This is a genomic window from Gilliamella sp. Gris3-2 (genome assembly GCF_001690345.1).
GTDB classification, from domain to species: domain Bacteria; phylum Pseudomonadota; class Gammaproteobacteria; order Enterobacterales; family Orbaceae; genus Gilliamella; species Gilliamella bombi.
Genome location: NZ_LZHB01000031.1, coordinates 1 through 12101 on the forward strand (window position 1 = coordinate 1; position 12101 = coordinate 12101).

Annotated in this window: 11 protein-coding genes and 3 tRNA genes; 9 read left to right on the plus strand and 5 right to left on the minus strand. The window is 36.1% G+C overall.

Translation table 11 applies throughout. From position 1 onward, the window contains the following. Positions 1-49 precede the first annotated feature (49 nt). The 6 genes from artQ to A9G32_RS05540 all read left to right on the plus strand — a co-directional run bounded on the left by artQ (position 50) and on the right by A9G32_RS05540 (position 4380). Entirely contained in the window at positions 50-778 is a 729-nt protein-coding gene (gene artQ / locus A9G32_RS05515; protein WP_065560289.1) for an arginine ABC transporter permease ArtQ, read from the plus strand. 12 nt (positions 779-790) lie between these two features. Beyond that, entirely contained in the window at positions 791-1468 is a 678-nt protein-coding gene (gene artM / locus A9G32_RS05520; protein ID WP_034913109.1) for an arginine ABC transporter permease ArtM, read from the plus strand. A 1-nt stretch (position 1469) separates the two neighbouring features. Beyond that, positions 1470-3305, plus strand: a complete 1836-nt coding sequence (gene uvrC / locus A9G32_RS05525; protein ID WP_065590983.1) for an excinuclease ABC subunit UvrC — start codon at positions 1470-1472, stop codon at positions 3303-3305. 108 nt (positions 3306-3413) lie between these two features. Further along, positions 3414-3965 carry a CDP-diacylglycerol--glycerol-3-phosphate 3-phosphatidyltransferase gene (gene pgsA, locus A9G32_RS05530; RefSeq protein WP_034913104.1) on the plus strand — a complete coding sequence of 184 codons (552 nt, stop codon included), beginning with the start codon at positions 3414-3416 and terminating at the stop codon, positions 3963-3965. A gap of 239 nt (positions 3966-4204) precedes the next feature. Next, a tRNA-Leu gene (locus A9G32_RS05535) sits at positions 4205-4292 on the plus strand. Positions 4293-4304: 12 nt separating this feature from the next. Then, positions 4305-4380, plus strand: a tRNA-Gly gene (locus A9G32_RS05540). 188 nt (positions 4381-4568) lie between these two features. On the opposite strand, the gene A9G32_RS05545 is transcribed toward A9G32_RS05540, so the two are convergent. Beyond that, on the minus strand, positions 4569-5456 hold the full coding sequence (locus A9G32_RS05545; RefSeq protein WP_081296763.1) for a LysR family transcriptional regulator: 888 nt from the start codon (positions 5454-5456) through the stop codon (positions 4569-4571). Positions 5457-5645: 189 nt separating this feature from the next. On the opposite strand from A9G32_RS05545, the gene A9G32_RS05550 reads away from it, so the two are divergent. The 3 genes from A9G32_RS05550 (at position 5646) to A9G32_RS05560 (ending at position 8620) form a co-directional block, all read left to right on the plus strand. Continuing rightward, the gene (locus A9G32_RS05550; protein WP_081296764.1) at positions 5646-6737 is read left to right on the plus strand and encodes an alpha/beta hydrolase; all 1092 of its coding nucleotides are present in this window, start codon (positions 5646-5648) and stop codon (positions 6735-6737) included. 185 nt (positions 6738-6922) lie between these two features. After that, on the plus strand, positions 6923-8119 hold the full coding sequence (locus tag A9G32_RS05555) for an MFS transporter (RefSeq protein WP_065590895.1): 1197 nt from the start codon (positions 6923-6925) through the stop codon (positions 8117-8119). A gap of 424 nt (positions 8120-8543) precedes the next feature. Beyond that, positions 8544-8620, plus strand: a tRNA-Arg gene (locus A9G32_RS05560). A gap of 219 nt (positions 8621-8839) precedes the next feature. On the opposite strand, the gene A9G32_RS05565 is transcribed toward A9G32_RS05560, so the two are convergent. From A9G32_RS05565 to A9G32_RS05580, 4 genes are all read right to left on the minus strand, one after another. Then, the gene (locus tag A9G32_RS05565) at positions 8840-9100 is read right to left on the minus strand and encodes a hypothetical protein (RefSeq protein WP_065640649.1); all 261 of its coding nucleotides are present in this window, start codon (positions 9098-9100) and stop codon (positions 8840-8842) included. Between the two features lie 47 nt (positions 9101-9147). Then, positions 9148-9474, minus strand: coding sequence for a hypothetical protein (locus A9G32_RS05570; RefSeq protein WP_065640650.1), 327 nt, complete (start codon positions 9472-9474; stop codon positions 9148-9150). A 643-nt stretch (positions 9475-10117) separates the two neighbouring features. Then, the gene (locus tag A9G32_RS05575) at positions 10118-10390 is read right to left on the minus strand and encodes a hypothetical protein (RefSeq protein ID WP_065587066.1); all 273 of its coding nucleotides are present in this window, start codon (positions 10388-10390) and stop codon (positions 10118-10120) included. 3 nt (positions 10391-10393) lie between these two features. Next, positions 10394-12101 (minus strand): VENN motif pre-toxin domain-containing protein (locus A9G32_RS05580; protein WP_176701319.1); only part of this gene is annotated, 1708 nt, incomplete at its 5' end.

Consider the following 12101-nt stretch of genomic DNA (forward strand, 5'->3'; position numbering starts at 1 on the left):
TTTTATGTTTGATTTTTTTGCAAATAAAATGATATGGATCTCATCGTTAATGGATGGGTATATTTTGCCGCTTATACAAGCAACAGGTATCACATTATCATTGGCCTTTGTATCGTTAATTATCGGAATCGTTTTCGCTTTAATTTTCTCAATACTAGAATCTGTTCCATTTAAACCCGTTGCCTGGGCAATGTCCTTATTTAACTTAACAATTCGCGCGTTACCTGAATTATTAATTGTGGTAGCTATTTATAACGGGTTACCACTATTATTAATATTATTAAATGATGGTTTCACAATCGATCTTTATTATTTGTCGTTGACGATACAATTAGATATTCAAGATTTTAATATTAGTCCTTTTTTATGCGGTGTTGCAGCACTATCACTTTTATACGCTGTTTATGCCTCTCAAACGTTACGCGGTGCATTTAAAGCAATTTCTAACGGACAAAAACAAGCAGCTCAAGTACTTGGGTTAAGTAAATCACGCACGTTTCTTCGCATTATAATGCCACAAATGTGGCGTCATGCCTTGCCTGGATTAAGTAATCAGTGGTTAATTTTGTTAAAAGACACCGCATTAGTTTCAGCAATTGCAATTGATGATTTAATGATGCAAACCAAAACTATCATCGCGCGAACCAACCAACCTTTTTTATGGTATTTTGTTGCAATGATCATTTATCTAATTATCTCAATTTTAAGTCAAAAGGTTATAACGCGTATTGAAAAACGCTCAACCTATTTTGAACAACCTACATCAGCGAAAAGTTAGTAAGGCCGTATTATGTCTGATAATTTTATTCATTACCTTAACATCATTGCCCAAGGTTTACCCGATACACTAAGTTTAGGTATTTTGGGTATTTTATCTGCTGGATTGATTGCTGCTTGTCTTTCATGTCTATTGTCATTAAATCACTTTATATTAAATAAAGTTATACGCACATATGTCATTATATTTACAGGTACACCTTTACTAGTACAACTTTTACTAATTTATTATGGGCCATCACAATTTAGAGATATTTTAATCAAAATACCGACGTTTTATAACATTATTTCTTCGCCTTGGTTTTGTGCCTATTTAGCATTAACACTCAATAGTGCCGCCTATACAACTCAAATTTTTTATGGTTCATTAAAAGCCTTACCTAAAGGACAGTGGCAAGCTTGTGAAGCACTTGGCATGAATAAAAAACAAACTTTAAAAGTTGTTTTGCCTTATGCATTAAAAAGAGCCCTTTCGACTTATTCAAATGAAGTTGTCTTTGTAGTAAAAGGCACAGCATTAGCGTCAATGATTCCTGTTATGGATGTTATGGGCTACAGCAATGAATTGAATGCGGATTATTATGATTTCACTATTTTTATTGCTGCTGGGTTAATATATCTCTTGATAAATGGTTTACTTAGCACCATTATGAGGATTATAGAGAAAAAAGCCCTCAAATTTGAAAACTAATATGAGCCAATTTGATTCAGCATCTTTTTTAAAAACAGTCCCACATAAGCCGGGAATTTATCAAATGTTTAATGATAAACAGACGATTATTTATGTGGGAAAGGCTAAAGATCTTAATAATCGTTTAAAAAGTTACTTTAATAATAGTAAAAAAACGCTAAAAACGGATATGCTCATTAGTCATATCCATCATATTGAATTTACAATTACCAATACCGAAACCGAAGCCTTACTGCTTGAACAGACTTATATTAAAAAGTATCAACCACGATACAATGTACTGTTAAAAGATGACAAAAGTTACCCATTTATAAAGTTAAGCAAAGAACAACATCCGCAATTGTCTCTTTATCGTGGTGCGGTCAATCGAAAAAAAGATGAATTTTTTGGCCCTTATCCAAGTGGATATGCAGTAAAGCAAATATTGGCTTTATTACAAAAAACATTTCCAATAAGACAGTGTTTAAATTCAACCTATCGCAACCGAACTCGCCCCTGCCTACAATATCAGATTAAACGTTGCTTAGGGCCTTGTGTGTCTGGATTAGTCAGTGATGAAGATTACCTAGAACAAGTTAACTATGTTAGATTATTTTTATCTGGCCAATCAGATCAGATAATACAAAAAATAACTGAAGATATGCAAAAAGCTAGTAGCGAACTCAACTTTGAAAAAGCAGCGGTTTTGCGTGATCAACTTCAAGCAATAAAACACATTAATGAAAAACAAGCAATATACAATAATAATGATAATCTTGATGTTATTGGATTCCATTATGAATTAGGATTAGCTTGTATCTATGTACTGTTTATTCGGAATGGGCAAACTTTTGGTCATCGATCATACTTTCCTAAAGTACCATCAAATACAGAACTAGAAGAAGTTATAGAAACTTTTTTAGGACAATTTTATCTACAAGGTAACCAGAATAGAAATATTCCGAGAAAAATTTTACTTAATTTTTCATTATCAGATAAACAACCAATGGAAGAGACACTGTCACTTATTGCAGAGCATCAAGTTAAACTCATTGATGAACCTAAAGGAGATAATCTTAAATTACTCAATATTGCAACAGTAAACGCTCAAACTGAAGTTAAAAATAAGCTATTAGAAAATTCCACAATAAAACAACGATATGACGCATTAAAATCTTTTTTGGGAATCGATAAAATTAACCGAATGGAATGTTTTGATATCAGCCACTTTATGGGTAAAAACACGATTGCATCTTGTGTTGTATTTGATGATAAAGGACCTGTTAAATCTGAATTCCGTCGTTATAATATTACTGGTATCACACCTGGCGATGATTATGCGGCAATGGAACAAGTCTTAACGCGCCGTTACAGTAAAAAAGAACTACCCGATGAAAAAGTTCCTGATATTATTTTTATTGACGGTGGTAAAGGGCAACTTAATCAAGCTCTAAAGGTATTTGAACAATTAGAGGTAAATTGGAACAAAAATCATCCTATACTAATTGGTGTTGCTAAAGGAGCTGATCGTAAAGAAGGATTAGAAACCCTCTTTTTTGAAGCTCATGGTACAGGACATTATCTTGATGATCATTCCCCTGCACTATTACTCATTCAGCAAATAAGAAATGCATCACATGATCATGCTATTGTTGGTCAACGTAAAAAAGGGACAAAACAATTAACCGACAGCGCCTTAGAACATATTGAAGGTATTGGCGCTAAAAGGCGTCAAGCACTACTGAAACATTTTGGTGGATTAAGAGAGTTAAAAAATGCCAGTATTGATGAAATAGCGCAAGTACAAGGTATATCAAAACAATTAGCTGAAAAAATTTATCTAAATTTACAACAATAACCCATTGAAAAAATAACATATTTCAGGCAACATAATCATTAAGAAAATACTGTTTTTTATTAATCTATAATGCATTGATTAATAAAATAAAAAAAGAGCTTTTGTCACATGAAAATTAATTTTCCAACATTTTTAACACTATTTCGAGTTATTTTAATTCCTTTTTTTGTGCTGGCATTTTATTTGTTCCCTCATGAATGGTCTGGTTTTTTCTCTGCATTGATTTTTTTAATTGCGGCCGTGACTGATGTATTAGATGGTTATCTAGCTCGTCGCCTAGGACAGACAACCAAGTTTGGCGCATTTTTAGATCCAGTCGCCGACAAAATCATAGTAACAATAGCGCTTGTTTTAATTACACAATATTATCAATCATGGTGGATCTCAATCCCTGCAATTATTATTGTTTCACGAGAAATTATAATATCGGCTTTACGTGAATGGATGGCTGAAATTGGTAAACGTAACAATGTAGCTGTTTCTTCAATTGGGAAAATCAAAACGATAGCACAAATGACAGCATTAACTTGGCTACTTTGGCGCCCTTGTGACATTGTTATTTACGCAGGTCTTGCAGCATTGTTTATTGCAACAGTATTAACGCTATTATCAATGTTGCAATATTTATGGATAGCACATAGCGATTTATTAGAAGAATAATAACTTTTAGTTAATATTTCTACCTAAGCATGTTTTTATTCGAGTAATTTTGTTGATAAATTCTAGTAAACAAAATTACTCATCCCCTTCAAAATCAACCAATAACTTCTATTTAAATTGTTAATCAGTCAAACATTGAGCAATTAAACGATTTATTTGAAATTTTTATTGACTGAAACCATAAGATCGGTAAAATGCACAGCATTCAAAACGAATTACTTTTTAGTAATTAATTTTGAGCCCGGGTGGTGAAATCGGTAGACACAAGGGATTTAAAATCCCTCGGCCTTTTTGGCCGTGCGAGTTCAAGTCTCGCCCCGGGCACCACTTCTTACCTATGCGGGAATAGCTCAGTTGGTAGAGCACGACCTTGCCAAGGTCGGGGTCGCGAGTTCGAACCTCGTTTCCCGCTCCAATTAAAAAGTAATAATTAAGACAAGAAGTTAGTGGCAATAATTTTATTTTTAAAGTCCTAATTTAGGTTTAATGATTTTTGTTGTTTGATTCACTTCTGACATCCGCTTTTGCGTTATAAAATAACTCAAATATCAAATTAAATAAGGACTATTGCAAATAATCAAATGTAGACAATTTAATCTCCCTTTAAATTTTCAATGCGTCAATAACAGCTCGTAGCGCAGGAGATATATTTCTATTAGGGTAATAGATATACGATGCTTCGAGCTTAAGACTAAAACGCTGTAGCACTCTAATGAAAACGCCTTTTTCTATATCATCCGCTACCAATTCTTCTGGTACGTAGGCTAACCCCAATCCCAAGCGAGCAGCTTTAGCTTCCAAATAACTATCAGCAAAAACCCATTTTCCCTCAGGTCGGTGGGTAATTTTTTCGCCATCTTGATAAAGCTCCCACGAGTACAAACTTCCGTCACCAAGCTGATATGCAATGCAAGGATGTGCCACTAAATCTGCTGGTATTTGTGGAAATCCATAGCGACGAAAATGGTCGGGAGTGCCAACAATTGCCATTTCCATATCTGGGTAAATACGTACAGCAACCATGCCATCGTTAATTTCTGGACCTAGGCGCACACCGGCATCAAATCGCTCAGAAATAATATCAACAAACCTGCTTTCATTGATAAGTTCCAATCGGATATCAGGATAAAGTTGTTGAAATACCGCTAACTTAGGTAATAGCACTTTATCTATAACATGCTGGCTAGCATTGATGCGAACAGTACCTGATGGAGTATTACGATAATAAGCTAGAGAGGTTAGTCCGTCATTTAATGCATCAAATCCAGACAGTACTTTTTGATAAAATTGTCCACCCGCCTGCGTCAGAGATAATTTGCGCGTTGTGCGAACCAAAAGCTGTAAACCAAGGCGCTTTTCAAGCTCACGGATAGAACGACTTATCCCTGATTGTGCAAGCCCAAGCCGTTTTGCTGCAGCGGTAAAGCTTCCTTCCTGTACAACAATCATAAACAGGTAAAGATCATTGTAGTTTTCTCGCTTAGTTAGCAAAGTATTTTTTTACTCTTATTTATAACAATTTAGTATTAATCTTAGCATTTTTTCCCCACTAATCAATACTATTAATATTAATTATAATAATTACTAATACAATTTCTGCTGTGTTATCTAAATATAACCTAAATCAGTAAAAGAAATGATTAACAAGAGCTTTTAGCAAAATTTGTTCCACCTACTACTATACTATTCACACTAATAAGTGGGGTTATAACTATGAGTACTGATAAGATAAATCAAATTTTACCTTTATCACTGTTCGAAAAATGGGACAAGACCTTTCCTAAAAGTAAAAAAGTTAATCACCGTAAAGTCGCCTTTCAGAACCGTTATGGAATTATATTAGTCGGCGATCTTTATATTCCCAAAAATCAAAATGAATGCAAATTAGCTGCAATCGCAATCAGCGGCCCTTTTGGTGCAGTAAAAGAACAAGCGAGCGGGCTATACGCTCAAACACTAGCCGAACAAGGTTTTATTACGTTGGCTTTTGATCCATCTTATACCGGAGAAAGTGGTGGCTCCCCACGTAATGTTGCTTCTCCCGATATCAATACCGAGGATTTTAGTGCTGCAGTTGATTTTCTTGGTCTACAAAAAGAAGTGGATCGTAATCGTATTGGACTGCTCGGCATTTGTGGCTGGGGCGGTATGGCATTAAACAATGCAGCAATGGATACTCGTGTAAAGGCTGTTGCAACGAGTGTAATGTACGATATGAGTCGTGCAATGGGTCATGGGGTTGGTGATGGAAAAGATCGTTATTCAACAGCTGATCGACATTCTGTTTTGCAATATCTGAACGAACAACGTTGGGAAGATGCTAAAACAGGTATTCCCACATTAGGTGGACATGATATTTATATCGATGAGAAAGGTAAAGTCAGTGCTTCTAAACGTATTTTGCCAGAAACATTACCAGAAAATCCGCCTCCAGTGTTGAAAGAGTTTTATAATTACTACCGAATGCCTCGTGGTTTTCATCCTCGTTCTATTAATTCGGTTGGAGCGTGGAATGCAACAATGCCTCTTTCATTTATGAATATGCCGCTACTAAGCTATGCAAATGAAATTACTATTCCCACATTAATTGTTACTGGTGAAAAGGCTCATTCTCGTTATTTTGCTGAGGATGCTTATAAAATGGTCGGTGGCAAGAAAAAAGAATTGGTAATTGTTTCTGAAGCAAATCATGTCGATTTATATGACAATACCACAGGAAAAATACCATTTACTAAATTTGAACAGTTCTTTAAGACCTGCTTAAAATCATAAGGTATATATATTAGCCATCCCAACAAAAATAACTGTATTTACTGATGGCTATTATCATTATATAAATGACAAAAATGTTATTTCTAATATTATGTTTTTATTAACTTTATTACTACTATATCCAGAAACAACATTTGCCCTTAATGCAAATCGGCCGGTTAAAAAGGTATGAGGATAGAGCTATAATGTCTAAAAAAAATCTCAATATACCAAACAATAAAACATACACACACTGGAGCGGTATATTTTCTATGACGTTATGCGTTTTTGTATTAATTGCTTCAGAATTTTTACCTGTAAGCCTGCTGACACCTATTGCCAGAGATTTACAAATTACCGATGGACAAGCAGGTCAAGGTATTGCTATATCAGGTATACTAGCAGTACTAACTAGTCTGACCATTCATAAATTTACAGGAAACTTAGATCGAAAACTACTGTTACTATTTTTTACGTTTTTAATGGCTTTATCCGGGCTAGTTATCGCTATCACATCCTATTACTTGGTTTATATTCTGGGAAGAGCACTGATTGGTATTGCTATCGGTGGATTCTGGTCAATGTCAGCAGCAACGGCCATTCGTTTGGTGCCACACCATCAAGTACCTAAGGCTCTAGCTATTTTCAATGGCGGTAATGCTCTTGCGACAATTATAGCCGCACCACTGGGAAGCTACTTAGGAGAAACAATAGGCTGGCGTGGAGCATTTATTTGTATCATTCCCCTTGCTATTTTTGCATTTATTTGGCAATGCATTAGCCTGCCTACTATGAAAACCTATAAAGAAAATCAACCTAACAAGCCTATGCTTCAACTGCTAAAAAAACCAATTCTATCTATAGGCTTACTGGCATGTGGATTATTTTTCATGGGACAGTTTACTTTATTCACCTATGTGCGCCCTTTTCTAGAAACAGTGGCTAAGGTAGATAATTTTAATCTATCTTTAATTTTACTTGCTATAGGTGTCGCTGGTTTTATTGGAACAATGGTAATTGCAACCTTTCTGAAAACTAAACTCTATCAAACACTAATGATGATTTCTTTAATAATGACTGTTATTATCATAGGTTTATTTTTAACTAGTAGTCACATCTGGACTGTAGCTACTTTATTCAGTTTATGGGGATTGTTTGCTACGGCCGCACCAACTGGATGGTGGGCATGGATAGCACAAACATTACCCAAAGACGCAGAAATTGGTGGAGGACTAATGGTTGCAGTAATTCAATCATCAATTGCAATAGGTTCAACGATAGGCGGATTGTTATTTGATTATCTGGGTTGGCAAAGCAATTTTGCAATAAGTGGTATATTATTAATTGGTTCGGTAATAGCAACATCTATTGTATTTTATAAAATAAAACATAGGGTTAGATAAATTATTTCTCTAATAATCTTTTAGGCTCTATTTTATCTTATCAGTTGATAAAAGATACCTTAAAGGACAATTCGAGAGTCATAAAAACAGTCTACTGGAAAAGATTGCTAAAAAAGCATTATAAGTCATCATTTAACTAAATCATAACGAGATATTACTATGCCAAAATTAATTACTAGAATGTATAAAAAACTGAATATTATTAACAACAATATTCGACATTTAATTACATAGGTCTATTATATAATTTGCTAGCAGTTAAAAATGTAAAGAAAGTTTATGATTAAAACAAAACATCAACGACTCTAATAAAAAACCAAATTGATGATATTTTATCTATCCGATATAATAGACCATTAAAAATCATTGACGTATCGAAATAGCTTTATATAATACACAACATCTAAATAAGAAACCTATCTAAGTCTCCTTAGCTCAGCTGGATAGAGCAACGGCCTTCTAAGCCGTAGGTCACAGGTTCGAATCCTGTAGGGGACGCCATTATAAGCAAGATTCAAACTAATAAAGTTTGGTATGATACATTCTGGTGTATGTGTTGATTCTAAAGAAATATCTTACGATTTAAGCTATATTGTAACAGGACTTTGTAAGCTATTAATTTGCGGTAGTTCAAACTTAATCTGACAGACACCTTATTACTCATCAGCATTCATTTTAATAAAATACTTTTCCGATGAACAAAATAAATTTTCCAATTGCTTAACCAACCTTTTTGCTCCATTCCACTTTTGCAGAGTTGCCTTGCAGTTCGGCTACCACCGCACCGAGTATGGCATGGCTGACGGTGTTGGCGAGGGTGTTTCCTTCGGTCTGTTGTTTGATAATAGTCGCTATTTTTGGTGCAAGTGCCCCTGCGGCTGCCCCTGTCATGTCACCACTGATTAAGCCGTTGATGATACTAACCGCCATGTCAATGCCTTGACGGGTGTCACTGCCCATCGCTGACATGCCTTCGTTCATCGCCTTTTTGTAGGCGTCTTCGTAGATTTTTTGTTGCTCTTCTTCTGTTAGTCCCTTGTTTTTACTTTTTTCTTTTCAACCGCTTCTTTTGCCTTGGATTCGGCTTTTATCCGGTCAATATGATTAAGCATCGTTAACGTTTCACCACCAATTTCACTCACTAACTGCGTTTGGTCGATGATGTCTTGCTCTTTTTGTTTGTTAAAGATGTGTTTGAGCTCGTTATTCGCCTGCTCAGTATCATGACTTAATTCGTTGATATCTTGTTTTTGGTTATCCTTATTGCGGATAATTATCGTCCCTTCCGATACCGCTGAATGCGTCGTCGAATGCTCGCTTTCGTTTTTATTGCGACTGGTTGGCATCGATGGCATGCCGCTAGAGCTTACCCCTGCACTGCTGCTACTGACTTGGTAGTCCGCTTTGTTTTCGATATCACTAAAGCTGATTGTGCCGTTTGGCTCTTGTCCTCGGCTTCCGAGGCTATCACTGCCACGGTTAGCACAAAAAATAACAAAAAATTAAATAAAATCAACACCTTTTCTAACCGGTTTTTTGTAAGTAAAAATAGTGACTTAATGTATTTTTTATGTTTTGAATAGAGGGATATATGACACAATAAGAAATGCAACAAGTAGGTTTTATTTACTACAATGGCGCATACAAATAATAATGGCTAAAGTGTATGCTAAGCCAAAATTAGTAATTAAAAAATTAATTATAGAATTTAGTGACAGAATTAACTGTCACTTTTTTTAATAACGAATACAATAATATACGTTAGGATTGTCAGGTTAAGATACATTCCAAGCAAAATCAACCACAGACAAAGCACCGGCGCCACAATCCAACAAGCGATTTTACACCGTGGGTTACGTACCACAATGTATGAAGCCCGCCCCATCCTCCCCCCCAACACTCACTATTAAGGTTGGATAAAATAGGTTTATTGTACTTGCTATTCAATACTTGTAACTTAAAAACAAACTTTCTACTGGTTAACTGGAAATTATTAATCTACAAAGTGGAAGTTATTTCATTGCTAATTACCTTAATCCACACTTCTCCAGACTCCATTATTAAAGTTTTTGATTCTATTTTCACGAGTGCGATATAAGAACCAAATAACTCTTCACCATCAAGCATATTTTTACATTCAAATTCCTTCACATTTTTGCAATGAATTTTTCCCAAAGAATGCCCATCATAAGTACTCCATATATCAAAAATAAGATCACTCCCAAAATTACTAAAATTTATAGTTCCAAGACTTACATCTTCAAATTTCATAATTTACTCCACAAAATGTCCAGTTGAATGTGATTGATCCGGAAGCCTATTACCAAAGTAATCTTGTCGCTCAGAGTATTTACCTGATCTATCTGATTTCCATACTCTTTGCGTTCTAATAACTTCACCTGTTGGCTTGATGGTTACAGTGACACCATCTGGACCTTTCCATGTTTCGTAGCCTCCCTGTGATTGCCCATTACTAGTAAATCCTTTAGATTTTAGATCTTCATAGAGCTTCTCTCTTGTTTTAGGTAAATCCGGAATCATCTGCCCCGTCGTCCCCTTTCCAGCTTTACCTTGCTTAATTATGCTATTAGTAGCTTTATCGTAAACAAGTTTATGGGCACTGTCTTCACTAAGAGTAACCTTTAGTTCATCTATTAAAGGGGATGAATTTTTTATTAACTTATTTTTTTCTAATGTCATTATAGCAGCAAGTTCGTTTAATTCCGCTTTACTCAAAGAATTAACGTATACACTTGCTGTCATTCCCAATCCCATCGCTGGGTTACCTTCAAATCCAACAGTTTCAATTAACCATGTTGCAACTTGGTTTGCGCATAATACTGGATTGGCTGAACAAGCAACAATGGCTGGCTCTACTATTGGTGCAGCAATAACTGCACCGATCGCAATAACCTGTGGTGTACCATATTCTATTATAGTTTCATTATAACTATCTATTCCTTCCTTGATGAGTTTATCTTCACAATCTTTATTTCCGTCACATTGTGATTTAGCAGCATTTACAATCGCTTGACCAAAATAATTATTCTCAACCGCATTTTTCCCCGCAGCAACGCCAGTATTCACATCTTGGATATCACCACCGCTAGCGGCTATCGCAAGACCTGTTGCTAGTTGTGATAGGGCGCTGATTTGTTGTCTTTCTTCTTGGCTTAGGTCTTTGATGTCTTTATCAGGGTAAAGTATGCCCGCAATCACTTCAGCACCGCGTTCACTAGCTGCAGCACCTAAGCCACCCACTAGAGCTGAGTTGCCTTGCAGCTCGGCTACCACCGCACCGAGTATCGCATGGCTGACGGTATTGGCAACTATATCACCTTCCGTATGCTGTTTTATAATAGTTGCTATCTTCGGCGCGAGTGCCCCTGCGGCTGCCCCTGCCATGTCGCCACTGATTAAGCCGTTGATGATACTAACCGCCATGTCAATGCCTTGACGGGTGTCACTGCCCATCGCTGACATGCCTTGGTTCATCGATTCTTTGTAGGCGTCTTCGTAGATTTTTTGTTGCTGCTCGTCGGTTAAAACGATGCCTTTGTCTGCGGCTTTTTCTTGTTCTTTTTCTACCGCTTCTTTTGCCTTGGATTCAGCTCTTATCCGGTCAATATGATTAAGCATCGTTAACGTTTCACCACCAATTTCACTCACTAACTGCGTTTGGTCGATGATGTCTTGCTCTTTTTGTTTGTTAAAAATGTGTTTGAGCTCGTTATTCGCCTGTTCAGTATCATGACTTAATTCGTTGATATCTTGTTTTTGGTCATCCTTATTGCGGATAATTATCGTCCCTTCCGATACCGCTGAATGCGTCGTCGATTGTTCGCTTTCGTTTTTATTGCGACTGGTTGGCATCGATGGCATGCCGCTAGAGCTTACCCCTGCACTGCTACTACTGACTTGGTAGTCCGCTTTGTTTTCGATATCACTAAAGCTGATTGTGCCTGTGTCAAGGCGGTTTTGG

Bases quoted from the DNA above. Each gene is read 5' to 3' on its own strand.
- A9G32_RS05575 (WP_065587066.1), bottom strand. From the start codon at position 10,390: ATGAAATTTGAAGATGTAAGTCTTGGAACTATAAATTTTAGTAATTTT.
- artM (WP_034913109.1), top strand. From the start codon at position 791: ATGTCTGATAATTTTATTCATTACCTTAACATCATTGCCCAAGGTTTA.
- A9G32_RS05555 (WP_065590895.1), top strand. From the start codon at position 6,923: ATGTCTAAAAAAAATCTCAATATACCAAACAATAAAACATACACACAC.
- artQ (WP_065560289.1), top strand. From the start codon at position 50: ATGGATGGGTATATTTTGCCGCTTATACAAGCAACAGGTATCACATTA.
- A9G32_RS05565 (WP_065640649.1), bottom strand. From the start codon at position 9,100: ATGAACGAAGGCATGTCAGCGATGGGCAGTGACACCCGTCAAGGCATT.
- pgsA (WP_034913104.1), top strand. From the start codon at position 3,414: ATGAAAATTAATTTTCCAACATTTTTAACACTATTTCGAGTTATTTTA.
- A9G32_RS05570 (WP_065640650.1), bottom strand. From the start codon at position 9,474: ATGCCATCGATGCCAACCAGTCGCAATAAAAACGAAAGCGAGCATTCG.
- uvrC (WP_065590983.1), top strand. From the start codon at position 1,470: ATGAGCCAATTTGATTCAGCATCTTTTTTAAAAACAGTCCCACATAAG.